The following is a 22,100-nucleotide window of genomic DNA, read 5'->3' as shown; positions in this document are numbered from 1 at the left end:
GGCGCTTCCTAGCGCAGCCGGGGGGCGGAGGCGATAGGGCCGTCGATCGGCGAACCCTCAAGCGAAAAGGGGGCCCGGACGGTGTCCGGACCCCCAATGTCGTCGTTGCGGCGAAGACCTAGTGTCCGCCGTCGACCGGCGTGCAGACGGTGCCGTCGGTGCAGTCCGAGAAGTGGACCTGCGGCGGCTCGACCAGGATCTCCGACGGCCGCACATGGACCTCCGGACGCTGGACGTAGATCTGGGCCGGCGCGATGCGGATCGGCGGCGCGTCCACATAGACGGGCGGGCCCTGGATGTGGATGGTCGGGCCGGCGACGTGCACCGGACGGCCGACCACCCGGTAGCCGGGCGAGGCGACGTGGATCGCCGGGCCGGCGGGAATGTTGATGGGCGGGCCCCAGCCTCCAGGAGGCGTGTAGCCGCCACCCCCCGTCCAGGGGCCGTAGAAGTCGACGACGCGCGTGCAGGCGCAGGCGTCGCTACCGTGGTGCGGCGCTTCATGGCAGCCATGCCCGTCCGACGCGGGAGCGCCGGAGATCAGCATGGAGGCCACGATCGAGATAATCGGATCCATTGTCAGCTCCCCTCAAGTCCTTGCGAGACCTCACTTTTCCCCTCTCAGGCGAACCCTGGGAGGGGCAGGCGAGCCGCCTAACCAGCGTTATATTAACCATTCTGGACTGTCTACCGCCCGGGTCGCCTTGCCCTTTGGCGTGGCCCGGACTACACGGCGGCCGTCATCGGGGAGTAGTCGCCTGCACCGCTCAGCAGGGCCCGCGTCAACACACTTCCTCTCACCCGGAGAGGATGGCGCGGACGGTTTCGGATCTGAGGCTCTCTTCGCGACAGCCTCGTCCCTCAAGCAGCGAGACGCCGCGCGTCGAGCGTTAGGGACAAAAGAAACCTGACAAGACCGTTGGCTTCGCAGGGTTGATTCCACGCGGGGTCCGGCTGCGAACGCCACAGGTCCGCCCGCCGAGGCCCCGCGAGAGACTGCGTTCTGGACGCCCTGCTGATCTCCATCGGCCTCGTCTCCCTGGCGGAGATCGGGGACAAGACCATGTTGCTGGCGATCGCCCTGGCGGCGACCTGGCGACGACCCACGCCGGTCGTCCTGGGTATTCTGGCCGCGACCCTGGTCAATCACGCCTTCGCCGCCCTCGCCGGCACCCTGGCTGCTCAGTATCTGGACGGGCCGTGGATGCGTTGGGTCGTGGGGATCGCCTTTCTGGGCTTCGCGGTCTGGGCCCTGATCCCCGATACCCTGGACGTCGAGCAGGCCGATGCGGTCGAGATCACCAGCTGGGGCATCTTCTGGACGACGACCGCGGCCTTCTTCCTGGTCGAGATGGGCGACAAGACGCAGATCGCCACGGCCGGCCTGGCCATCCGCTTTGAGAACCTGCCGCTCGTCGTCGCGGGGTCGACCATCGGGATGATGCTGGTCAACGGTCCGGCGGTCTGGCTGGGTGAGGCGGCCGCCGAGCGCCTGCCGCTGCGCTACATCCGCATGGCCGCCGCCGCCGCCTTCGCCGCGACGGGTCTGTGGGTCCTGCTGGCGGGCTAGGGTCGGATCAGAAGAACCGTTCGCCGATACGGATGGTGTCGCCCGGCGCGACCTGTGTTCCGGTGGTCAGCGGGAACTGCTGTTCGCCCGCCGCGTCCGCCCGCTTGATATAGACCCGGCGCGTGTCGGCCCGATAGGTGAAGCCTCCCGCCGTGGCCACCGCGTTCAGGACCGTCAGATTGGCGGTGTAGGGATACTCTCCCGGCGTGTTCACCTCGCCCAGGATGTAGAAGGGCCGATAGTTCAGGACCTCGGCATTGACGCGCGGCTCGGTGATGTAGCCCTGACGCAGAGCGACGGCGATCGCCTCCTGAAGCTCTCCGATGGTCAGGCCCTGGGCCTGGACCTCGCCGATCAAGGGCAGGGAGATCTTGCCCGAGTTGCCGACCAGGAACTCACCGGTCAGGGCCTCTTCGCCAAAGACGTTGACCCGCACCTTGTCGGCCGGGCCCAGGCGATACTCCGGCACGATACGGACGACCTCGCTGCCCTCGGCGATGGCAACCGGGGTCGCGCCCGGGGCGGCGGCGCAGCCCGCGAGCACGAGGCTCATCATCAGGCCGATCAGCCAGGTCAGATATCCACGCATGCCACAATCCCCACGCTCTCCGGGTCTTCTACCGGTCTTGCGGTCTTCGATCCAGTCCGGCGATCGGCGTTCTGGGGCGCGGAGGCCTTATCTCAGGAAAATATGGGGCGGAGCGGTCGCGGCCTTGTCGGGCGCGAACCCTGCGGCCCCCAGGATGGCCTGGTAGGCGGCGGCACCCAGACTGGCGTGATACAGCCGTTCGCCCCGCCACTGACCCAGGCTGACGCCGGCCTCCCCGCCCTCGGTGAGAAGCACGGTCGAGGTCGCCGCCGCATGGTCCAGGATGCGTCCGAGCGCGACGCGCTGGTCGCCGGGGTTCAGGTGGAACAGGCTGTGCCAGACCAGGACGCCGTCGAAGACGCGGCCCAGATCGAAGGTCCGCATGTCGCCGACGATCCATTCCCCGGTCGGCAGCGTCCGGGCGGCGTGGGCGATCAAGCGGGGCGAGGCGTCCACGCCGGTCAGGTGAAGGCCGCGTTCCAGCAAGGCCGCGCCCATCGGCCAGCCCGAGCCGCAACCGACGTCCAGCACGCGGGCCCCGACCGGCAGGGCGGCGACGAACCGGTCCAGCGCCGCGACCTCGTCCAGCGACTTGCCCGGACCGCCGAGGGCGCGACCGCGATCGGCGATCCAGCCCTCGGCCTGTTCGTCATAAAGGCAGACGACGCGTCCGGCCGGGTCGGTCATTCCGCCAGGAAGACGTCCAGTTCGCGGTTGAAGGCCTCGGGCTGGTCGAGGAAGACGAAGTGGGCCGCCTCGTCGATGCGCGTCAGTTCCACACCCGGCAGGGTCGCGAACGACATGCTATAGATGCCGTCTGTCATCTCGGGCGTCATGCCCGGGAAGTCGAAGGCGACATAGACCACCTCGGTCGGCACGGTGATGTTCGCCAGCTCGGGCCGCAGATCGGTGACGATCAGCTCGCGATAGGCGTTGGACGAGACGGTGCGGTCGCTGGCCGCGGTGTCGGCCAGGATCATGGGTTCGGCGGCTTCGTCGCGGACCATGGCGGCGACGGTGGCGGCGGCCTGGGCGCGATAGGCGTCCTCGGGGCTGTTCAGCATCTGGCCGTGAATCATGTCTGCCATGGGCGCGACGCTCTCGGCGGTCGGATTGGTGCCGGGCTGGGCTGGGCGAACATGGCCCCCATGAAGGGCACCATGTCGACGACCATCAGCCGACCGACCGCGTCCGGATGGCGCGCCGCGAGCATCATGCCGATCGTGCCGCCCATCGAGTGGCCAACGACGGCGGGCTTCTCCAGTCCTTGCTCGGCGATATAGCGGGCGATCTCCTCGGCGACGGGCGCGGCGACCGGGCCTTCGGCGTTGCCCTCGACCGGGGCTCCGGCGAAGCCCTGGATGTGGATGCGATGCACCCGCCAGCCGCTGCCCAGATGATCGACCGTGCCCTGCCAGACCTTGGGCGAGGAGCTCAGGCCGGGGATCAGGATGATGTCGCGCACGCCGGGGCCGGCCTCGCCGTCGACGCGGACATGCATGCGGGTCGAGGCGAAGTCGGCGTGCTGATGGGCATGATCGCCGGCCTCGCGTGTCTGGGCGAGGGCGGGAGCGGTGAGACTGAGGGCGGCGGCGCAGACGAGGGCTTTGAACATGGCGAATTCTCCTGTGTGAGGCCCGTATGCGGCATTCACTTTGGAATGTAAAGTGCTTTCTCAGTTAGGCCGAGACCATCTGCATCCCGAGCCATTCCGCGATCAGGGCCGGCTTGTCGCCGCCCTCGATCTCGACGGTCAGTTCGTGTTTCAGCAGCCAGCGGACGACGCCCCCAGAATGACCTTTGTCTTCGGCCGACAGCAGCTTGAACCGTCCCCGCACCTTCGATCCGGCCGGCACGGGGGCCAGGAACCGCAGCTTGTCGAAGCCGTAGTTGACGCCCATCACCACGCCGTCCAGCGGCTTCACAGCGTCATAGGACATGGCCGAGGCGAGGCTGAGCGTGAGAAAGCCGTGCGCGATGGTGCCGCCGAACGGCGTGGCTTTAGCCGCCTCGGGATCGACGTGGATGAACTGCTCGTCCTCGGTGATCCTGGCGAAGGCGTCGATCCGCGCCTGGTCGATCTCGAACCAGCGGCTGACCCCGATTTCGGTGCCGATCAAGGACGGCAGGTCGGCGGGCTTGGTCATGCGGCGGCTCCGGTGAAGCGGTCTTCGATGATGGCGGCGAACAGGCCCGGATCGATGTTGCCGCCGGACAGGACGATGGCGGTGGTCCGGCCTCGAGTTTCGATCTTGCCGGCCAGCACTGCGGCCAGGGCCGCCGCCCCGCCTGGCTCGACCACCAGCTTCAGCGTGCGAAAGGCGTAGCGCACGGCTTCCGCCGCCTCGGCGTCGCTGATGGTCAGGGCACCCTTCAGGACCCGCTGATTGATCGGAAACGTCAGCTCACCCGGGATCGGCGTCTGCAGGGCGTCGCAGATCGACGGCGGTCCCCTGGGATGGCCGACGCGCTCACCGGCCTTCAGGGATCGTGCCGTGTCATCATAATTCTCGGGCTCGACGGCCCAGCTCTCGGTCGCGGGGCTCTGCGCCTCCAGCACCAGATTGATGCCGGCCATCAGCCCGCCGCCGGAGCAGCAACAGACCAGCTGGTCGATCGGCCCGTCCGCCTGGTCGAGGATTTCCAGCGCTGTCGTCCCCTGTCCCTCGATGATGAAGGGATCATCGAAGGGCGGCACCAGAATCGCGTTCTTGTCGCGCGCCAGCTGGGCCCCGATCTCCTCGCGGCTTTCGGTCCAGCGATCGTACAGCCGCACCTCGCCGCCGAACGACTTCACGCCCGCGACCTTGATGGCCGGACTGTCGGCCGGCATCACGATGGTCGCAGCCGTGCCTACCATCCGCGCGGCCGCCGCCACGCCCTGGGCGTGGTTGCCCGACGAAAAGGCCACGACACCGCGTCCCCGCTCCTCGTCGGTCAGGCGGCTGATGCGGTTGTAGGCCCCCCGGAACTTGAACGCCCCGGCGACCTGCATCGTCTCGGCCTTCAACAGGATGCGCCCGCCCATGCGTTCGTTCAGGTCGGGGCTTTCGATCAGGGGGGTGCGAACGGCCGCGCCCTGGATCTGGCGGGCGGCGTCGACGACGCCTTGATAGGAAGCGGTGCGGTCGGCCATGGACGGCGGATTAGCGCATCGTTCGATCCTGCGTAAGGTGGAGCCATGACGAACCCCGCGACGACCTGCATCCTCGCCATCGACCAGGGCACCACCTCCACCCGCGCCATCGCCTTCGAGGTCAGGGAGGATGGGGGTCTGCACCCGGTCGCCCTCAGTCAGATCGAACTGGCCCAGCACTTCCCGGCCTCGGGCTGGGTCGAGCATGACGCCGCCGAGATCTGGACGGCCACCCTCCAGACCTGCCGCGAGGTGATCCGCAAGGCCGGCGGGGTGGGCCGGTTCTCGGCCATCGGCATCACCAATCAGCGCGAGACGGCCGTCGTCTGGGACGCCGCGACCGGAGAGCCCCTGCACCGCGCCATCATCTGGCAGGACAGACGAACGGCCGACGTCACCGCCGGGCTGGCGGCCGGGGGCCACGAGGCTGAGGTCCAGGCCGCGACCGGCCTGATCCTCGACCCCTATTTCTCGGCGACCAAGTTCGCCTGGCTGCTGGACGCGGTCCCCGGCTCCCGCGAGCGCGCCACTCGCCGCGAGGTCCTGCTCGGCACCATCGAGACCTGGCTGATCTGGAAACTGACCGGGGGCGCGAGCCACGTCACCGACGCCACGAACGCCAGCCGCACCTCGCTGATGGACCTTAAGGACCGGGTCTGGCGCGACGACCTGTGCGGGCTGTTCCGCGTGCCGCGCCAAGTCCTGGCTGAAATACGCGACTGCGCAGGGCTGCTGGGAACCACCGACCCGGCCCTGCTGGGACTGGCCCTGCCCATCACGGGGTCGGCGGGCGACCAGCAGGCGGCGCTGGTCGGCCATGGCGCGCTGACGGCGGGCGACGCCAAGATCACCTACGGCACGGGGGCCTTCCTCGTCGCCAACGTCGGAACGGCTCCGGTGGCCTCGACCCGGCGGCTGCTCGGCACCCTGGGCTATGCGGTCGGTGAGGATGCCGCCTATGCGCTGGAGGGCTCCATCTTCTCGGCCGGGGCGGCCATCCAGTGGCTCAGGGATGGCGTCGGAATGATCGCCGACAGCCGCGCCTCCGAGGCCATGGCGCAAGGGCTGAAGAACAACGGCGGCGTCTATCTGGTGCCCGGCTTCACGGGTCTGGGCGCGCCCTGGTGGGAGCCGGAGGTGCGCGGCGCGCTGATCGGTCTGACGAGGGATTCGACCCCCGCCCATTTCGTCCGGGCGGGGCTGGAGGCGCTGGCCTACCAGACCCGTGACCTGCTGGACGCCCTCGCCGCCGACGGCGCGCCGCGTCTGAAGGTGCTCAAGGTCGACGGCGGGGTTACGGCCAACGCCTTCGCCATGCAGTTCGTCGCCGACATCTGCAAGGTCACCGTCGAGCGCCCCGCCTTTCAGGAAATGACGGCGCTGGGCGCGGCGCGGCTCGCGGCCCTGGGGGCCGGGCTGATCGACGATCTGGAGCCGCGCGGAGACGAGGCACCCGCCGTCTGGACGCCGCTCATGCAGCCCGCCGAACGCGAGCGGCTGCTCGGGGGCTGGCGCCGCGCCGTCCGCGCCGCCATTGTCGCGGCGCCAGAATCCGGAAAAGCATGACTGACGCTCTCGACGATCCGCAATCGACCTTCTCCGGCACCCGCGAGGTCGATCCCCGCTATCGCCTCGACGAGGCCGCGCTCGACGCCTGGATGGCCGCCAACGTCGATGGCTACGCAGGCCCCCTGACGGTGCGCCAGTTCAAGGGGGGTCAGTCGAACCCGACCTATGAACTGACCACGCCCTCGGCCGCCTATGTGCTGCGTCGCAAGCCGCCGGGCGTTCTGCTGCCCTCGGCCCACGCCGTGGACCGCGAGTTCACAGTGATCTCGGCGCTGGCCGCCCAGGGATTCCCGGTCGCCCGGCCCCACGCCCTGTGCCTGGACGAGGGTGTCATTGGCTCGATCTTCTACGTCATGGACAAGGTCGAGGGGCGGGTCTTGTGGGACCTGAAGCTGCCCGGCATGACGCCCGAGCAGCGCCGCGCCATCTATGACGCCCAGGTCGACACCCTGGCGGCCCTGCACAGCTTCGAGCCCGATCAGATCGGCCTGTCGGGCTACGGCAAGCCGGGCAACTATTTCGCGCGCCAGGTCGGCCGCTGGACCAAACAGTATCAGGCGTCCCAGACCCATCCGATCCCGGACATGGACCGGCTGATCGCCTTCCTGCCCCAGGGCCTGCCGCCCGAAGGCCCGACCCGGATCGTCCACGGCGACTTCCGCCTCGACAACATGATCCTGGCCCCCGAGTCAGACGAGAATGGCGCGCCCCAGGTCCGCGCGGTACTGGACTGGGAGCTATCGACGCTCGGCGATCCCCTGGCGGATTTCTCGTATCTGCTGATCGCCTGGGCCATTCCCGCGACCCTGCGCAACGGCCTGGCGGGCGCGGACCTCAAGGATCTCGGCATCCCCTCGGTCGAGGAGACGGTCGCCCGCTATGCCGAAAAGTCGGGTTCAGCCCCGCCCGCCAACCTGGACTGGTTGTTCGCCTACAACCTGTTCCGGCTGGCGGCCATCTGCCAGGGCATCGCCGGGCGCGTCCGCGACGGCACGGCCGCCTCAGCCCACGCCAAGACCATGGCCGCCCAGGTCGAGCCCCTGGCCGCCGGAGCTTGGGCGTTCGCGAAGAAGGCGGGGGCGTAGGTCACCTGTTTCCGCTCATCCCCGCGAAAGCGGGGACCCAGTGATTTTGGAGCTCCCGAAGGTGCCGATTGGTTTCGACCCCGGATCGACCCGGCGCGCCTCACTTAAGAACTGGGTCCCCGCTTTCGCGGGGACGAGCGGAAGGGTTGAGGTCACAGAAAACTATACGGATCGACATCCACGCTCAGCCGAACGGACCCCGGCACCTTCACACGGCTCAGCCAGGCCCGCAGGAAGCCCTGAAGGTCCACGTCTCGGTCGGCCCGGACCAGCAGCCGCTTCCTCCGCCGTCCGCGCACCAGCGCCAGGGGCGCGTCGGCCGGGCCATAGACCTCCAGCCGCTCGGCATTGGGAATGACGGCCGCAAGGGCGCCGGCGACCCGCTCCACTGCGGCCGCGTCCTCGCCCGACAGGATGATCGCGGCCAGACGGCCGTGGGGGGGCAGGGACGCCGCTTCCCGCTCGGCCATCTCGGCCTCGATGAAGGCGTCGCGGTCGCCGGCGGCCAGCGCCATCAGCACCGGATGATCCGGCGTCCAGGTCTGGAGCAGGGCCCGCCCCGGCCGATCCGCGCGGCCCGCCCGCCCCGTCGCCTGGGTCAGCAGCTGGAATGTTCGCTCGGCCGCGCGCAGGTCGCCGCCGCGCAGGCCCAGGTCCGCGTCCACCACCCCCACCAGCGTCAGACGCGGAAAATTGTGCCCCTTGGCCGCCGCCTGGGTGGCGACCAGGATGTCGATCTCGCCGTCCGTCATTCGCTGGATCAGGGCCCGCGCCGCCCGCGCGTCCGGCACGGTGTCGGAGCTGAACACCGCCGTCCGCGCGTCCGGAAACAGGGACCGCGCCTCCTCCTCGACCCGCTCCACGCCGGGTCCGACCGAGACCAGGGTGTCCTCCGCCCCGCAGGCCGGACAGTGTTTCGGGCGCGGCGTCGAAAAGCCGGTCAGGTGGCAGACCAGCCGCCCCGTATAGCGATGCTCGACCAGCCAGCTGTCGGTGTCGGGCGCCGTCAGCCGGTGGCCGCATGCCCGGCACAGGACGACCGGCGCATAGCCGCGGCGGTTCAGAAACAGCAGCACCTGCTCGCCCGCCTGAAGCGTCTCGGCCATCGCCTCCTTCAGCGGCGGCGACAGCCACTGATCGCGCTCGGGCGGGGCTTCACGCAGGTCCAGCAGGCGGATGTCCGGCAGGGTCGCCGCCCCGTGTCTCCGCCCCAGCTTCAGCCAGCCGTATCGCCCCTGCCGCGCGTTCCATAGCGTCTCCAGCGACGGCGTGGCCGAGGCCAGGACCACTGTCGCTTCCTCGATCCGGGCCCGCGCCACCGCCAGGTCGCGGCCGTGATAGACGAGGCCGTCCTCCTGCTTGAACGAGCCGTCGTGCTCCTCGTCGACGATCAGCAGTCGCAGCTTCGGGAACGGCAGGAACAGGGCTGACCGGGCCCCGACGACGATGTTGCAGCGGCCCGCGGCGACCGCCTCCCACACCTGTCGCCGACGCGGCGGGGCGACGCCCGAATGCCACTCGGCGGGGGCGGCACCGAACCGGGTGGTAATTCGCACGATCAGGTCCTGGGTCAGGGCGATCTCGGGCAGCAGGATCAGGACCTGCGCCGTCGGATCGGCCCGCAGCGTTCTCGCCACCGCTTCCAGATAGGCCTCGGTCTTGCCCGACCCCGTGACCCCGTCCAGCAGGAAGGCCGAATAGCCGCCCTTCGCCGTCGCGGCCGACACGGACTCGGCCGCCGCCGCCTGATCGGGGTTCAACTCCGCCGGTCGGTGGTCAGGGTTCGGCGGATCGAAGGCAGCGACGGCGGCGATCTCGACGACCTCCAGCACGCCCTCGTCGATCAATCCCTTGACCACGCCCGACGAGACGCCTGCGGCCCGCGCCAGGTCCACCGCCGTCATCGCCCGCTCGCCCAGAGCCTCCAGCACCGTGGTCCGGGCCGCCGTCGGGCGGGCCGGCTGCCGCTCGCCGACGCGGCGGACCCGACGCTCCGGCCGGGGGGCGGGGTTGCGCAGACCCTTCAGCGCCATGGCCGCCATCTCGCCCGGCGGGCTGAGCGTCCAGCGCGCGGCCCATTCGACGAAATCCAGCGTGCCCCCCGGTACGGGCGGATCGGTCAGCCGTTGCTCGACCGCCTTCAGTCGCCGGTTGGAGCCCGTCGTCTCGCGCACCTCGGCCACCACGCCGCGCATCAGCCGGGGCCCCAGTGGCACGGCCACCTGGTCGCCGCGCGCCAGCACCATCGCTTCAGGCACCTCATAGTCGAAGGCCTCGTCCACCGGCAGGGGAATCAGGACCGAGGCGACTTTCACCGGGCCGTCCGCTCGGGTAGACACCGCGCCATGAAACTGTTCCTCGACACTGCGGACGTCGCCGTCATCCGCGAGATGCTGCCCACCGGAATCGTGGACGGCGTCACCACCAATCCGTCGCTGATCGCCAGGTCGGGTCGCGTCATCGCCGAGGTCATCGCCGAGATTTGCGCCCTGGTCGAGGGCCCGATTTCCGCCGAGGCCGTGGCGACCGACTTTGAGACCATGGTCAAGGAAGGCGACAAGCTGGCCGCCATCGCCCCGAATGTCGTCGTCAAACTGCCCCTGACCTGGGACGGGCTGCGCGCGGCGCGGGCGTTCTCGGACAAGGGCATCAAGACCAATGTGACCCTGTGCTTTTCGGTAGCCCAGGCGATGCTGGCCGCCAAGGCGGGCGCGACCTTCGTCTCGCCCTTCGTCGGGCGGCTGGACGACCACGGGGCCGACGGGGGCGAACTGATCGAGGCCATCCGCGTCCTTTACGACACCCACGGCTTCGAGACCCGGATTCTGGCGGCTTCGCTGCGCCATCCGGCCCATGTCGAGGCCGCGGCCCTGGCGGGTGCCGACGCCGCGACCCTCCCGGCCGACACCTTCAAGGCCTTGGTCAAGCACCCGTTAACCGACAAGGGGCTTGATGCCTTCCTGGCCGACTGGGGCAAGACCGGCCAGTCCATTCTCTGATTCGCGGCCCGGCGCCCTCCGGGAGGAGCGCCTTCGCGTGACCACACAGGACCAGACCGCCGACCTGTTCGCAGACCCTCTAGATCGGGAGGGGGAGCCGCATTGGCCCGACGTCCGCGCCTGGCTGCAGGCCAACCCCCAGACCCTGCTGGATGACCGGTCGCTGCTGGAGGAGATCGGCCTGACGGTGCGCGGCAAGAACGTGGTCGAGTTCGGCCGCGCCGCCCTGACCAGGCTGGAAGCCGCCGCCGAGCGCGAGGCGGATGCGCGAAAGCGGATCGAGGACGTGGCCCGCGCCAACTTCGCCGCCCAGACCCAGACCCATGTCGCGGCGCTGGACCTGATGGAGGCGCGCAACCACTCCGACCTCGCCCGTCGCCTCGACGCCGTCGCGGTGGCCCGCTTCGGCCTCAGCGCCGCCGCCGTGGCGATCGAGAAGCCGGGTGGCGTGCCGTTCGGCTGGCGTCCGTTGGAGGCCGGCGGCGTCGACGGCCTGCTGGGCGACCACGGCCTGACCTGGCTGGGGCCGATGTTCCCGGACCTCGACCTGTTCGGCCCGGCGGCCGAAGAGGTAAGGTCAGTCGCCCTGATCCGCATGTCCCTGCATCTGGGGGGCGAACGGGGCGAGCAAGCGCGGCCGGGGCTGGCCGCCTTCGGATCGCCCGAGGCCGAAGGCTTCACCGCCGGCATGGGCTGCGAACTGGTGGCCTTCGTCGCCGGGGTGGTGGCGCGGACCGCCGAGCGCTGGCCGGTCCTCGGCTGAGATGACGGCGTCCGAGGCGGCAGCTGGTGAGGGGTTGGGGGCCTGGCTGGAGCATCTGGCCCACGAGCGCCGCCTGTCGCCCCGGACGCTGGAGGCCTATGGCCACATCGGCCGGACCTGGCTGGCGTTTCTGGAGCGACACCGGGGCGAGCCGCAGCGGCTGTCGGACCTGGGTACGGTCACCGCCGCCGAGGTCCGGGCGCATCTGGCGGAACGGCGCGGGGGCGAGACGCCGCTGAGCGCCCGATCGCTCAGCCAGACCCTGTCGGCCATCCGCACCTTCCACGGCTTTCTGGACCGGCGCTGCGGCGTGCCCACGCCCCAGTTGGCCCTCGTCCGGGGCCCGCGCGTCAAGCCGTCCCTGCCGCGCCCGATCAGCGCCGACCAGGCCCGGGGCCTGCTGGCCGAGCCCGCGCTGGACCCGGAGGCCGAGCCCTGGGAGGCGCTGAGGGACGCGGCGGTGCTAAGCCTGCTCTACGGCTGCGGTCTGCGGATCTCGGAGGCGCTGAGCCTGACCCGCGCCGACGCGCCCCTCCCCGAAACCCTCCGCATCACCGGCAAGGGCGGCAAGACGCGGCAGGTGCCCGTCCTGCCCGCCATGCGTCAGGCGGTGGACCGCGCCGTGGCCGCCCAGCCCTTCCTGCTGGAGCCGACCGACGCCCTGTTCCGAGCGAGGCGCGGCGGACCCCTGTCGGCGCGGCACGTCCAGGCCACGGTCCAGCGGCTGAGGGGGCGGCTCGGCCTGCCCGCCTCGGCCACGCCCCACGCCTTGCGCCACAGTTTCGCGACACATCTGCTGGGCGCCGGCGCGGATCTGCGCAGCATTCAGGAGCTGTTGGGCCACGCCAGCCTGTCGACGACGCAGAAGTACACCGCCGTCGACGCCGCCCATCTGCTGGGGGCCTATGCGTTAGCGCATCCAAGGGCGTGACCTAGCGGTTCAGTTCTTCGCGCTGGCGTTCGATGGCGGCGTCGCGGGCGTCGCTTTCGGCGGCGAGGCGTTCCTCGATCGCCAGGAGCTCGCGATTGGCCGCGTTGGACGCCTCTTCGCGGCTGACGCCTTCGGGACGGCCGGTGATGTCGGGCAGATAGATCGGCGTCAGGCAGCGGCGTTCCTCGGGATACCACCAGCGCCCGTCGCGCGCGCACGCCTCCTGGGGATCGACCCAGAAGCGCTGGACCAGCACCAGACCGCCGACCAGAACCCCGAAGATGGCGAAGAACAGGATCGCCAGGCGGCGCGTGGTCAGAAAACGGTTCATCGCTGGGTTCGCTCTCGCTGCGGCGACCGATCACGCCGCGTTACATTGACAGGCCGTGTCGCCCGTTCCATTCCCTGCCGCAACATTCCGGCGATCCTAGGACTGCACGACATGAAGGTTCTCGTCCCCGTCAAACGGGTGATCGACTATAACGTCAAGGCCCGCGTCAAGGCGGACCAGACCGGCGTCGACCTGGCCAACGTCAAGATGAGCATGAACCCCTTCGACGAAATCGCCGTCGAGGAGGCCGTGCGCCTGAAGGAAGGCAAGGAGCATCACGCGGCGGGCACGGCGAGCGAGATCGTCGTCGTCTCCATCGGCGTGACCCAGGCCCAGGAAACGATCCGCACCGCGCTCGCCATGGGCGCGGACCGCGGCATCCTGATCCAGTCCGACGCCGACCTTGAGCCCCTGGCGGTCGCCAAGCTGCTGGCCGCCGTGGTCGCGGAGGAAAAGCCGGACCTGGTCCTGATGGGCAAGCAGTCCATCGACGGCGACAACAACGCGGTGGGCCAGATGCTGGCGGCCCTGCTGGACTGGCCCCAGGCGACCTTCGCCGCGAAGATCGAGATCGCGGGTGGCGCGGCCAAGGTCACGCGCGAGGTCGACGGCGGCAACCAGACCCTGTCGGCCCCCCTGCCGGCGGTGGTGACGGTGGACCTGCGGCTGAACACCCCGCGCTATGCGTCGCTTCCCAACATCATGAAGGCCAAGAAGAAGGAGATCGCCATGAAAGCGGTCGCCGACTACGGCGTCGACGTCGCGCCGCGCCTGACGGTCAGGAAGGTCACCGCCCCGGCGACCCGCTCGGCCGGGATCAAGGTGGCCGACGCCGCCGAACTGGTTTCCAAGCTCAAGACCGTGGGAGCGCTGTAAATGGCCGTCCTCGTCATCGCCGATCACGACGGTTCGGCCGTCCGCGACACCACCCACAAGACCGTGACGGCCGCCCTGGCCCTGGGCGGAGACGTCGACGTCCTGGTCGTCGGCCAGGGCGCGAAGGCCGCCGCCGACAGCGCCGCCAGGATCGCGGGCGTCAGGAAGGTGCTGCTGGCCGAGAGCGGCGAGCTGGGTCACACCCTGGCCGAGGCCGTGACCGCCACGGTCGTGGGTCTGGCGGACGGCTATGACGCCGTGCTGGCCCCCGCCTCGATGGACGGCAAGAACTATATGCCGCGCATCGCCGCCAAGCTGGACGTCGCGCCGATCTCGGACATCGTCGAGGTAGTGTCGGCCGACACGTTCGTGCGCCCGATCTATGCGGGCAACGCGCTGGAGACGATCCAGACCTCGGACGCCAAGAAGGTCATCACCGTGCGTCCGACCGCCTTCGCGCCGGCGGCCGAGGGCGGCTCGGCCCCGGTCGAGACCGTGTCAGGCACCGACGCGGGCAAGGCGTCCTTCGTCGGCGAGGAGATGGTCAAGTCGGATCGCCCCGAGCTGGGTGCCGCCAAGATCGTCGTGTCCGGCGGACGGGCCTTGGGCTCGGCCGAGGAGTTCCACGCGGTCATGGACCCGCTGGCCGACAAGCTGGGCGCCGCCGTGGGCGCCAGCCGCGCCGCCGTCGACGCTGGCTATGCGCCCAACGACTATCAGGTCGGCCAGACCGGCAAGGTGGTGGCTCCGGCGCTCTACATCGCCATCGGCATCTCGGGCGCGATCCAGCACCTGGCGGGGATGAAGGATTCCAAGGTCATCGTCGCCATCAACAAGGACGCCGACGCGCCGATCTTCCAGGTCGCGGACTACGGCATCGTCGGTGACTACAAGACCGTGGTGCCCGAGCTGATGAACGCCCTGGGCTGAGACGGACAGGCGCGGTGACGGCGCGGGCCGTCACCGTTCATCCGCTCAGCGGCTGCGGGCCTTGCGGGCGGCGTAGCGGGCGTCACGGGCGGCCTTCTGCTCTTCCTTGGTGAGCTGCTTGCGCTCCTTGCGGGCGGCGCGCTTCTCGGCCTCGACGGCTTCCTCGGCCTCGCGCTCGGCGGCCAGACGCGCGGCCTCCTTCTCGGCCTTCTCTCGCCGGATCTCGGCCTTCTCGGCCTCGAGCTTCTGGCGCGCCTCCTCCTTCTCGGCCGCGCGCTTGGCTGCCAGCTTGTCGAATTCGGGATCGGGCGCGGCCGGCTTGGGCTTGAACTTGGCCAGGAGCGCCTTTTTGGCCTCCTGCTGGGTCGTGATGCGATCTGCGAAGCCGGTCTGTTTCAGGTCTCTCATGCGGGAGTTCGGTCGTCCTTGTTGCAAGCGGGGCGGTGTGAAAGCGGAACGTCGCCGGGGCGGCGATGGGGTGGCGCGAAGGCGGTCGCCGTGGGCAAAGCCGAAACGGCGTCGAAAATCAAGGTCAGGTGACGGCAAACACGGGCCCGAGACCCGTTCCGCCGCCGACTGTCGCCTTCAGGTGCGCGTTCGCGTCGGACAGATGGGGACAACCGAACCCATCGCCAACCCGGCAGCGGGCCCTGTCAGTCCGGCTTGGTCGCCTGACCGACCGCCGCGCCGGCCGCGCCGCCCACGGCCGCACCGACGGGACCGGCCACAACCGCGCCGGCGACGGCGCCGGTCGCGGCCCGCTGCTCGATGGTCTGGCCACAGGCGGCCAGGGCGGAGGCGGAGAGAATGAGGGCGATGGGGACGATCAGACGGCGCATGGCGGGGTTCCTCAAGCGGAGCGGTGGACTGCCACGGTGAACGCGACCGTCGGGCGCGGGTTCCGGTACGGCCACCACCCTGAGATCAGGGTCGGGACTTGATGCATGCGAATACAATATCCGAGGGCCGCTAGAACAACAGCGGATCAGCCAAGTGGCCGCCAAAGTTCCGCAAGTGCAAACGGATACGGCTTTCGCGCCAAATGCCCACCACCGCGACACGACCGCGTCGTCTCTCGACTCTGCGACAACTCGCGCCAGGTCCGGATTGCTGCGTTGCAGCACAATCTTGCGAATCAAACACATTGATGCCACATTAACGGGGATAAAGGCCCACCTCCGGAGGTCAGGCGTTCGCCGACCTCCGTTCTTCGCGAAGGACTGGATGTGGCGGGTTGCGCGCCCGGTCCTTTCGCAGACGACCCGGGGGCGACATGTCCGCCCTGCTGAACAGGACGACGCCTTTGCTTGATCCCGCTCCCACGCGCACCGACGCGCGCCCCGACCATGTGGCCCGGCTTCGGCCCACCACGGCGGCGGCGATGTTTGGCGGATTGCTGGGACTGGCGATAGGGTGCGCCTATCTGGGCGGCACCGTGGCCAAGGCAACGACGGTGCGGGCCCAGGCCGAGCGGCTGGAGGGCGCCACTGCCGCCGGCTTCACTGAGGAGGCCCTGGCCGCCGCCGCCGGGGGGCTGGACGCCAGCGCCCTGACCATCGCGCGCCGCCACGACCCCTATATCGTCGCCGGTTCGGCTCAGCGCGACCGTCAGGCCGAGCTGCTGACGGCCCGTCTGGAACAACTTCGCGGCGGCGACGCGCGCGCCGATCTGCGTCGCGCCAGCCTGAGCACCCTGGCCGACAGCGCCCGCCCCTTCCGCCTGTCCAACGCCCTGGACGCCTCGCGCGATCTCGAATGCCTGACCCAGGCCGCTTACTTTGAGGCGCGCGGCGAAGGCTCGGACGGCATGCGGGCCGTGGTCCAGGTGGTCCTGAACCGTGCCCGTCACGGGGCCTTCCCCAACAGCGTCTGCGGCGTGGTGTTCCAGGGTTCGAACCGCCGGGTCGGCTGCCAGTTCAGCTTCACCTGCGACGGCTCCCTGCGGGGCCGCCCCAACCAGGCGGCCTGGAACCGGGCGCGCGACATCGCCTCGGCCGCCCTGTCCGGCGCGGTCTATGCCGGCGTCGGCAACGCCACCCATTTCCACACCACGGCCGTGTCGCCGCGCTGGAGAAACAGCCTGGTGCGCGTGAACCAGGTCGGCAGCCACGTCTTCTACCGCTTCGGCGGACGCGCCGGGTCCTCGACGGCCTTCCGCTATGCGGTCAATTCCTCGACGGGGGCCGAGGTTCAGCGGACCGTCCACGCGGGCATCGATCCGGCCAACTCCCTGCGTCAGGCGGGTCAGGCGATCGCCTATACCGCGCTGCTGGCCCAGGAAGGGCGCACGGAGGACGACGCGCCGACCACGGCTCCCGTCGCCCAGGCCGTCGCGCCCGCTGCTGCCGCTCCGGCTCCGGCCGTGGTGCCCGCGCCGGTCGCAGAAGCCGTGGACAGCGCTTCGGTCGACACGCCCACGGCCTGAGCCGCGCGCGACGCCGTCAGACCGCGTCGAGACCGATATCGAGGACCGGGGCGGAGTGCGTCAGCGCGCCGACCGAAATGACGTCCACGCCGGTCTCGGCGATGGCGCGGACCGTCGACAGGTCGACCCCGCCGGAGGCTTCCAGCACCACGCTGTGACCGGCCTGCACGCGCCGCCGGACCGCCTCGGCCAAGTCGGCGCGTGTGAAATTATCCAGCATGATGACGTCGGGACCTGCGCCCTGGGCGACCAGGGCCAGGGCCTCGTCGAGCTGGGTCAGGCCGTCGACCTCCAGCTCGATCTTCATCAGATGGCCGACATGGGCGCGGGCGGCCCGAACCGCTGCGGTGACGCCACCGCAGACGGCGACGTGGTTGTCCTTGATCAGCACCGCGTCATCCAGCCCGAAGCGGTGATTGACCCCGCCGCCGCAACGCACGGCGTGCTTTTCCAGCGCGCGCAGGCCGGGCGTGGTCTTGCGGGTATCTGCGATGCGCGCGCCTGTGCCCGTGACAGCACCGACATAGGCCCGCGTCAGGGTGGCCACGCCGCAGAGACGGCCCACGAGGTTCAGCGCCGTTCGCTCGGCCGACAGGAAGGCGCGGGCGTCGGCCTCGACCTCGGCCAGGATCGCTCCGGCCTCAAAGGCGTCGCCGTCGGACAATCGCAGGTTGATCCGAGCCGCCGGGTCCATCTCCATGATGGCCAGCCGGACGCAGTCGATCCCCGCCAGGACGCCGGGCTTGCGGGCCGCGAATACGGCCATCATGCGCGATCCCGCGGGGATGCAGGCGGCGGCGGTGACGTCTCCCGCCCGTCCCAGGTCCTCAGCCAGTGTGGCCTGGACGATCGGTCGGATCAGGGTGTCGGGCGGGCCGGGGATCACGCGGCGGCCTTCAGGGATGTCGCCGCCCGTCTCAGCCGGGTGTGGGTCGGGACGGGCGCGGTCTGCGGGAAGTCGCTGCGATAATGGCCCCCCCGGCTCTCGCGCCGGGCCAGGGCCGCGTCGGCGATCAGGCGGGCGGCGACCAGGGCGGGGGGCGCGCCGTGGGCGGCCTCCAGTCGGTCGATCAGCTGCACGAGACGCGTCAGGCCGACGGCGTCGCGCACGACGCCGCAGTCGGCGCTCATGGCGGCGCGCAGTTCCGCGAGGGCGGCGTCTGGCAGGTCCTCGACGATCGGCCCGATCCGCAGCGCTCCGACGCCGATCGCCGCCTGTTCGGCCGCCGCCCGGCCCGTGCGACGACCGAAGGCCGCCGCCTCCAGCAGGGAGTTGGACGCCAGTCGATTGGCCCCGTGTACCCCCGTCGCGGCGCATTCGCCGACGGCGAACAGGCCAGGCAGGCTGGTGCGGCCGTCCGGATCGGCGACGATCCCGCCCATGTGATAGTGGGCCGCCGGGGCCACGGGGATGGGGCTGAGGCGCGGGTCCAGCCCTGCCGCCATACAGGCCGCGAAGACCGCCGGAAACGCCTGGGGGAAATGGTCGCCGATGGCCGCGCGGCAGTCGAGAAACACGCCACGTCCTTCCGCGACGCCAGCGTGGACGGCCCGGGCGACAATGTCGCGGGCCTTGAGGTCGGCGTCGGGTTCGGGCCCGAGCAGATAGCGGCCCTCGGCGTCGATCAGCCGGGCCCCGTCGCCGCGCAGGGCCTCGGTCGCCAGCGGCATGGGGTCCAGGCCGACGTCGATGGCGGTGGGGTGGAACTGAACGAACTCGGGGTCGAGGATCTCGGCCCCCGCCGCCCAGGCCAGGGCCAGACCCTCGCCCTTGAGCGCCATGGGGGTGGTGGTGCGTCCGAACAGGCCGCCCGCGCCGCCGGTGGCCAGGACCACGGCGGAGGCGAGGACCTCGATCAGGTCTCCGTCCTTCTCGATCACCGCGCCGCGTACCCGGCCGGTCGCGTCCTGGATCAGGGTCCGCAGGCGCGCGCCCTCCCAGACGGTGACGTGGTCGGCCACGCGGGCGGCGTCGACCAGGGCCGACAGGATGGCCCGTCCCGCGCCGTCGCCACCGACCCGGGCGACCCGGGCGCGGGAATGGGCCGCCTCCAGGCTGACGGCGAAGTCGCCGGCGGCGTCGCGGTCGAAGGGCGCGCCCAGCGAGGCCAGCCACTCGACCGTGGAGCGGCCGTCGGCGGTCAGGGCCTGCGCGGCCGCGTGATCGACCAGACCGGCGCCGGCGGCCTCGGTGTCCTTGAGGTGAAGCGCGGGCGCGTCGTCGGCGGACAGGGCGGCGGCCACGCCCCCCTGGGCCCAGGCGCTGGAGGCGGCCTCCAGCAGAGGCGCGGGGCTGACGACCAGCACCGGTCGCGGCGCGGCCGACAGGGCGGCGGACAGGCCCGCCAGCCCGCCGCCGATGATCAGCGGCCCGTCATGGACGATCCGGCTCATCGCTCGAAGCCGATGAAGCGGGCGGCGATGTCGAGGGCTCCATCGACGGAGCCGTCCGACAGGGGGAGGAGCACGCCGAGCGCCGTGGCCGCGCACAGGGCGGCGGTGACCAGGAACAGGCCCAGCGACTGGCCCGCCTCGCCCCAGCTCAGCACCCGCTCGCCCGGCCGCCACGCGCCCCGGCGCAGCGAGCCCAGCACGGCGATGCCGAGGAAAATCGCCAGGATGTAGCGGCCGGTGGAGAAGCCCCACCAGACCACCAGCGCCCCGATCAGGATCAGGGCGGCCTTCTCGACCATGGGATCGATGCGGGCCAGGACCGGGCCGAGCGCCTTGGACCCGTCCAGCGGCGGGGCGGGGGCCAGGTTCACCAGATTGATCATGGCGATGAAGAAGGCCCCCAGCATCCAGGCCGGGTCCCCGGTGACGAACCACAGACCGACCGCCGGGATCACGGCCAGGAGCCCAAAGGCGGGGCCCGCCAGCGACACAAGCACCCCGTCCCACTCGGTCTTCGGATTGCGCTGCCCGCGCGCGAGACCGCCGAGGAAGGGGATGATGTAGATCTTGGCCGGGCCCATGCCGAGCCGGTTCATCGCCAGGACGTGGCCGTATTCATGCACGAACAGGCCGAAGATCGCGGCGACCGCCACGACCCAGCTGCCGGTCGTCCACCAGATCAGACCGCCCAGAAGCAGGGTCGAGACCACCGCCCAGGGCAGACTCTGGCCCTTGTCCACGACCGGCGCGCCGGGGGTGGAGGATGTAATGGTCGCGGTGGGCTCAGCGATCACCGGCGTCGGCGCGGGCCGCCCGTCGCGTGAGCCCCAGGGGCCGATATCGCTCATGATCGATCAAGCCCTTGCCTAGGGTCAGCCCCGGTCATCGGGACAAATTCGCCGAATAGTCGGCCGAGATGAACACGATGGCCGTGTCATCCGACGTCGATAGAACCCCTGTCCAGAATCTGTCGCTTCCACTGTGCTGCAGGACGAAGGCGTCGGCACCATAGCTGTCGTACGACGTGCCCCTGACCTCGCATTCGATACGGAGTTCCGCTCCGTTCTGCGTGCCGATGCAGTCCTGATAGGCGAGGCCGACATCCTCTCCTTCATCGTTCTGTTGGTACTGAAGGGCGGCGAGGGTGATGGCATAGCGCCCTGAGGAAAGCGGGCGCGACTCCGCGAAGCCGCTCAGGGTGCTGACGGTCGCGTTGGCCCAGAGATCGTGAGACTGGAACACGAAGCGTCCGCTGAATGACGGGGACTGAGCGGCGGCCGGAGAGGCGGCCAATCCGGCCGCCAGAAGCAGTCCGGCGATCTTGAAGCGGCTCTTCATCATCATCTCCAGGAATGGCCCGGCGCACGCTCGCCGAAGGGCCGGTTCAGAACCAGGCAGGCGGAATTCAGATCAGCTCCACCGGTACATGATGGCGCGCCTTGATCATGTCGTAGCGGGCGGGGACTGCGGGCGGCGGCAGGTCGATCATGCGCTGGACGGCCCGGGCGGCCCTGGGAATCATGTCTTCGGGCACCGTGACCTCGAACGTCATGTCGCGCAGGCAGTCGCGGATGTTCGTGAGCGTGATGCGCTTCATATAGGGGCACAGGTTGCACGGGCCGATGAAGTCGACCTCGGGCACGTCGCCCTTGATGTTGGCCGCCATCGAGCATTCGGTGATCAGCACCACCTGGCGCGGCTTCTTGGCCATGACGTAGTCGGTCATGGCGGCGGTCGAGCCGGCGAAGTCGGCGGCACCCAGCACGTCCTCAGGGCATTCCGGGTGGGCAAGGATCTCGGCGCCCGGATAAGCCTGCCGCATCGCATGGATGTCGTCGGCCTTGAACCGCTCGTGGACGATGCAGCGTCCCTTCCAGGCGATGATGCCGACGGTGGTCTGGGCCGCCACGTTTCGCGCCAAGAACTCGTCGGGGATCAGGATGACGCGGTCGACGCCCCATTCCCTGGCCGCCCATTCGACGACTTGAACCGCATTGGCCGAGGTGCAGCAGATATCGGTCTCGGCCTTCACGTCGGCGGTGGTGTTGACATAGGTCACGACCGGCAGGCCGGGATAGCGCTGCTTGATAAGACGCACATCGGCGCCCGTGATGGCCTCGGCCAGAGAGCACCCCGCCTTCAGGTCGGGGATCAGCACGGTCTTATCGGGGCTCAGGATCTTGGACGTCTCGGCCATGAAGTGGACGCCCGCCTGGACGATCACCTTCGCATCCGACCGGGCCGCTTCCTTGGCGAGGCCCAGGCTGTCGCCGACATAGTCGCCGACGCCGTGATAGATCTCGGGCGTCATGTAGTTGTGGGCCAGGATGACGGCGTCACGATCCTTCTTCAGCGCGTTGATCTCGCTGATCAGGCGCGCCTGGTCGGGCCACTCCATCGGAGTGACGTGGCTCTTGACCTTCTCCCAGACCGGAGCGGTCTCCTGGGCGATGGCCCGATCCAGCTGCAAGGTGACGCCCACAACGGCCTCCAGACCCTTAT

General features: G+C 70.1%; 25 protein-coding genes and 1 riboswitch. Of the genes, 9 read left to right on the top strand and 16 right to left on the bottom strand.

The window, feature by feature from the left end; genetic code table 11:
• Nucleotides 1-118: 118 nt before the first annotated feature.
• Nucleotides 119-577, bottom strand: a complete 459-nt coding sequence (locus ABN401_RS01120; protein WP_349682969.1) for a hypothetical protein — start codon at nt 575-577, stop codon at nt 119-121.
• A 156-nt stretch (nt 578-733) separates the two neighbouring features.
• A riboswitch (yybP-ykoY riboswitch) is annotated at nt 734-909 on the top strand.
• Between the two features lie 94 nt (nt 910-1,003).
• Between ABN401_RS01120 and ABN401_RS01115 the strand changes: the two genes are divergently transcribed.
• On the top strand, nt 1,004-1,570 hold the full coding sequence (locus ABN401_RS01115; RefSeq protein WP_349683247.1) for a TMEM165/GDT1 family protein: 567 nt from the start codon (nt 1,004-1,006) through the stop codon (nt 1,568-1,570).
• Between the two features lie 7 nt (nt 1,571-1,577).
• On the opposite strand, the gene ABN401_RS01110 is transcribed toward ABN401_RS01115, so the two are convergent.
• From ABN401_RS01110 to ABN401_RS01085, 6 genes are all read right to left on the bottom strand, one after another.
• Nucleotides 1,578-2,159 (bottom strand): polysaccharide biosynthesis/export family protein, encoded by a 582-nt coding sequence (locus tag ABN401_RS01110; RefSeq protein WP_349682968.1) that lies wholly within the window; start codon nt 2,157-2,159, stop codon nt 1,578-1,580.
• An 87-nt stretch (nt 2,160-2,246) separates the two neighbouring features.
• Nucleotides 2,247-2,846 (bottom strand): class I SAM-dependent methyltransferase, encoded by a 600-nt coding sequence (locus ABN401_RS01105; RefSeq protein WP_349682967.1) that lies wholly within the window; start codon nt 2,844-2,846, stop codon nt 2,247-2,249.
• Entirely contained in the window at nt 2,843-3,247 is a 405-nt protein-coding gene (locus tag ABN401_RS01100; RefSeq protein WP_349682966.1) for an alpha/beta fold hydrolase, read from the bottom strand. Before ABN401_RS01100 ends, ABN401_RS01105 begins: the two co-directional genes overlap by 4 nt.
• Nucleotides 3,235-3,774, bottom strand: coding sequence for an alpha/beta fold hydrolase (locus ABN401_RS01095; protein ID WP_349682965.1), 540 nt, complete (start codon nt 3,772-3,774; stop codon nt 3,235-3,237). The genes ABN401_RS01100 and ABN401_RS01095 overlap by 13 nt, the downstream gene beginning before the upstream one ends.
• A gap of 64 nt (nt 3,775-3,838) precedes the next feature.
• A complete protein-coding gene (locus tag ABN401_RS01090; protein ID WP_349682964.1) occupies nt 3,839-4,306 on the bottom strand; it encodes a MaoC family dehydratase in 468 nt (155 codons plus the stop codon).
• Nucleotides 4,303-5,295: a threonine ammonia-lyase gene (locus ABN401_RS01085; RefSeq protein ID WP_349682963.1), complete on the bottom strand. Its 993-nt coding sequence runs from the start codon at nt 5,293-5,295 to the stop codon at nt 4,303-4,305. Before ABN401_RS01085 ends, ABN401_RS01090 begins: the two co-directional genes overlap by 4 nt.
• Nucleotides 5,296-5,340: 45 nt before the next feature.
• On the opposite strand from ABN401_RS01085, the gene glpK reads away from it, so the two are divergent.
• Together glpK and ABN401_RS01075 are read left to right on the top strand one after the other, a co-directional pair.
• Nucleotides 5,341-6,861: a glycerol kinase GlpK gene (gene glpK / locus ABN401_RS01080; RefSeq protein ID WP_349682962.1), complete on the top strand. Its 1,521-nt coding sequence runs from the start codon at nt 5,341-5,343 to the stop codon at nt 6,859-6,861.
• Nucleotides 6,858-7,949 (top strand): phosphotransferase family protein, encoded by a 1,092-nt coding sequence (locus ABN401_RS01075; RefSeq protein WP_349682961.1) that lies wholly within the window; start codon nt 6,858-6,860, stop codon nt 7,947-7,949. The genes glpK and ABN401_RS01075 overlap by 4 nt, the downstream gene beginning before the upstream one ends.
• Before the next feature lie 152 nt (nt 7,950-8,101).
• Here ABN401_RS01075 and ABN401_RS01070 read toward each other — a convergent pair whose 3' ends face one another.
• Entirely contained in the window at nt 8,102-10,264 is a 2,163-nt protein-coding gene (locus tag ABN401_RS01070; RefSeq protein WP_349682960.1) for a primosomal protein N', read from the bottom strand.
• Nucleotides 10,265-10,294: 30 nt separating this feature from the next.
• On the opposite strand from ABN401_RS01070, the gene fsa reads away from it, so the two are divergent.
• From fsa to ABN401_RS01055, 3 genes are read left to right on the top strand one after another with little or no spacing between them, the layout of a single operon-like run.
• Nucleotides 10,295-10,948, top strand: a complete 654-nt coding sequence (fsa, locus tag ABN401_RS01065; RefSeq protein ID WP_349682959.1) for a fructose-6-phosphate aldolase — start codon at nt 10,295-10,297, stop codon at nt 10,946-10,948.
• Between the two features lie 37 nt (nt 10,949-10,985).
• Nucleotides 10,986-11,711, top strand: a complete 726-nt coding sequence (locus ABN401_RS01060) for a DUF484 family protein (protein WP_349682958.1) — start codon at nt 10,986-10,988, stop codon at nt 11,709-11,711.
• A 1-nt stretch (nt 11,712) separates the two neighbouring features.
• On the top strand, nt 11,713-12,642 hold the full coding sequence (locus ABN401_RS01055; protein ID WP_349682957.1) for a tyrosine recombinase XerC: 930 nt from the start codon (nt 11,713-11,715) through the stop codon (nt 12,640-12,642).
• A 1-nt stretch (nt 12,643) separates the two neighbouring features.
• Here the strand turns inward: ABN401_RS01055 and ABN401_RS01050 are convergent, their stop codons facing one another.
• Nucleotides 12,644-12,973 carry a hypothetical protein gene (locus ABN401_RS01050; RefSeq protein ID WP_349682956.1) on the bottom strand — a complete coding sequence of 110 codons (330 nt, stop codon included), beginning with the start codon at nt 12,971-12,973 and terminating at the stop codon, nt 12,644-12,646.
• A 111-nt stretch (nt 12,974-13,084) separates the two neighbouring features.
• Between ABN401_RS01050 and ABN401_RS01045 the strand changes: the two genes are divergently transcribed.
• Together ABN401_RS01045 and ABN401_RS01040 are read left to right on the top strand one after the other, a co-directional pair.
• The gene (locus ABN401_RS01045) at nt 13,085-13,849 is read left to right on the top strand and encodes an electron transfer flavoprotein subunit beta/FixA family protein (RefSeq protein WP_349682955.1); all 765 of its coding nucleotides are present in this window, start codon (nt 13,085-13,087) and stop codon (nt 13,847-13,849) included.
• Nucleotides 13,850-14,779 carry an electron transfer flavoprotein subunit alpha/FixB family protein gene (locus ABN401_RS01040; RefSeq protein ID WP_349682954.1) on the top strand — a complete coding sequence of 310 codons (930 nt, stop codon included), beginning with the start codon at nt 13,850-13,852 and terminating at the stop codon, nt 14,777-14,779.
• A 45-nt stretch (nt 14,780-14,824) separates the two neighbouring features.
• Here the strand turns inward: ABN401_RS01040 and ABN401_RS01035 are convergent, their stop codons facing one another.
• Nucleotides 14,825-15,187: a DUF6481 family protein gene (locus ABN401_RS01035; RefSeq protein WP_349682953.1), complete on the bottom strand. Its 363-nt coding sequence runs from the start codon at nt 15,185-15,187 to the stop codon at nt 14,825-14,827.
• Nucleotides 15,188-15,432: 245 nt separating this feature from the next.
• A complete protein-coding gene (locus ABN401_RS01030) occupies nt 15,433-15,618 on the bottom strand; it encodes a hypothetical protein (protein ID WP_349682952.1) in 186 nt (61 codons plus the stop codon).
• Nucleotides 15,619-16,052: 434 nt separating this feature from the next.
• Here ABN401_RS01030 and ABN401_RS01025 point away from each other — a divergent pair, with 434 nt between their 5' ends.
• Complete coding sequence (locus ABN401_RS01025) at nt 16,053-17,204, top strand: cell wall hydrolase (protein ID WP_349682951.1); 1,152 nt, start codon at nt 16,053-16,055, stop codon at nt 17,202-17,204.
• A 16-nt stretch (nt 17,205-17,220) separates the two neighbouring features.
• Here ABN401_RS01025 and nadC read toward each other — a convergent pair whose 3' ends face one another.
• The 5 genes from nadC to nadA all read right to left on the bottom strand — a co-directional run bounded on the left by nadC (nt 17,221) and on the right by nadA (nt 22,092).
• Nucleotides 17,221-18,090: a carboxylating nicotinate-nucleotide diphosphorylase gene (nadC, locus tag ABN401_RS01020; RefSeq protein ID WP_349682950.1), complete on the bottom strand. Its 870-nt coding sequence runs from the start codon at nt 18,088-18,090 to the stop codon at nt 17,221-17,223.
• Nucleotides 18,087-19,598, bottom strand: coding sequence for an L-aspartate oxidase (locus tag ABN401_RS01015; RefSeq protein WP_349682949.1), 1,512 nt, complete (start codon nt 19,596-19,598; stop codon nt 18,087-18,089). Before ABN401_RS01015 ends, nadC begins: the two co-directional genes overlap by 4 nt.
• Nucleotides 19,595-20,446, bottom strand: coding sequence for a metalloprotease (locus ABN401_RS01010; RefSeq protein WP_349682948.1), 852 nt, complete (start codon nt 20,444-20,446; stop codon nt 19,595-19,597). Before ABN401_RS01010 ends, ABN401_RS01015 begins: the two co-directional genes overlap by 4 nt.
• A gap of 34 nt (nt 20,447-20,480) precedes the next feature.
• Nucleotides 20,481-20,936, bottom strand: coding sequence for a hypothetical protein (locus ABN401_RS01005; RefSeq protein WP_349682947.1), 456 nt, complete (start codon nt 20,934-20,936; stop codon nt 20,481-20,483).
• 67 nt (nt 20,937-21,003) lie between these two features.
• Nucleotides 21,004-22,092: a quinolinate synthase NadA gene (nadA, locus tag ABN401_RS01000; RefSeq protein WP_349683246.1), complete on the bottom strand. Its 1,089-nt coding sequence runs from the start codon at nt 22,090-22,092 to the stop codon at nt 21,004-21,006.
• Nucleotides 22,093-22,100: the final 8 nt, after the last annotated feature.

The organism is Brevundimonas aurifodinae, assembly GCF_040195595.1.
Lineage (GTDB): Bacteria > Pseudomonadota > Alphaproteobacteria > Caulobacterales > Caulobacteraceae > Brevundimonas > Brevundimonas aurifodinae.
The sequence above is the reverse complement of the archived record's forward strand: the minus strand, read 5'-3'. Positions and strand labels throughout refer to the sequence as shown.

Coding starts and splice junctions, on each gene's coding strand:
- ABN401_RS01090 (WP_349682964.1), bottom strand. CDS start 4,306: ATGACCAAGCCCGCCGACCTGCCGTCCTTGATCGGCACCGAAATCGGG.
- ABN401_RS01085 (WP_349682963.1), bottom strand. CDS start 5,295: ATGGCCGACCGCACCGCTTCCTATCAAGGCGTCGTCGACGCCGCCCGC.
- ABN401_RS01100 (WP_349682966.1), bottom strand. CDS start 3,247: ATGGCAGACATGATTCACGGCCAGATGCTGAACAGCCCCGAGGACGCC.
- ABN401_RS01075 (WP_349682961.1), top strand. CDS start 6,858: ATGACTGACGCTCTCGACGATCCGCAATCGACCTTCTCCGGCACCCGC.
- ABN401_RS01050 (WP_349682956.1), bottom strand. CDS start 12,973: ATGAACCGTTTTCTGACCACGCGCCGCCTGGCGATCCTGTTCTTCGCC.
- ABN401_RS01025 (WP_349682951.1), top strand. CDS start 16,053: ATGTCCGCCCTGCTGAACAGGACGACGCCTTTGCTTGATCCCGCTCCC.
- ABN401_RS01045 (WP_349682955.1), top strand. CDS start 13,085: ATGAAGGTTCTCGTCCCCGTCAAACGGGTGATCGACTATAACGTCAAG.
- ABN401_RS01010 (WP_349682948.1), bottom strand. CDS start 20,446: ATGAGCGATATCGGCCCCTGGGGCTCACGCGACGGGCGGCCCGCGCCG.
- ABN401_RS01105 (WP_349682967.1), bottom strand. CDS start 2,846: ATGACCGACCCGGCCGGACGCGTCGTCTGCCTTTATGACGAACAGGCC.
- glpK (WP_349682962.1), top strand. CDS start 5,341: ATGACGAACCCCGCGACGACCTGCATCCTCGCCATCGACCAGGGCACC.
- fsa (WP_349682959.1), top strand. CDS start 10,295: ATGAAACTGTTCCTCGACACTGCGGACGTCGCCGTCATCCGCGAGATG.
- ABN401_RS01120 (WP_349682969.1), bottom strand. CDS start 577: ATGGATCCGATTATCTCGATCGTGGCCTCCATGCTGATCTCCGGCGCT.
- ABN401_RS01035 (WP_349682953.1), bottom strand. CDS start 15,187: ATGAGAGACCTGAAACAGACCGGCTTCGCAGATCGCATCACGACCCAG.
- ABN401_RS01110 (WP_349682968.1), bottom strand. CDS start 2,159: ATGCGTGGATATCTGACCTGGCTGATCGGCCTGATGATGAGCCTCGTG.
- ABN401_RS01055 (WP_349682957.1), top strand. CDS start 11,713: ATGACGGCGTCCGAGGCGGCAGCTGGTGAGGGGTTGGGGGCCTGGCTG.
- ABN401_RS01030 (WP_349682952.1), bottom strand. CDS start 15,618: ATGCGCCGTCTGATCGTCCCCATCGCCCTCATTCTCTCCGCCTCCGCC.
- ABN401_RS01095 (WP_349682965.1), bottom strand. CDS start 3,774: ATGTTCAAAGCCCTCGTCTGCGCCGCCGCCCTCAGTCTCACCGCTCCC.
- ABN401_RS01005 (WP_349682947.1), bottom strand. CDS start 20,936: ATGAAGAGCCGCTTCAAGATCGCCGGACTGCTTCTGGCGGCCGGATTG.
- ABN401_RS01040 (WP_349682954.1), top strand. CDS start 13,850: ATGGCCGTCCTCGTCATCGCCGATCACGACGGTTCGGCCGTCCGCGAC.
- ABN401_RS01015 (WP_349682949.1), bottom strand. CDS start 19,598: ATGAGCCGGATCGTCCATGACGGGCCGCTGATCATCGGCGGCGGGCTG.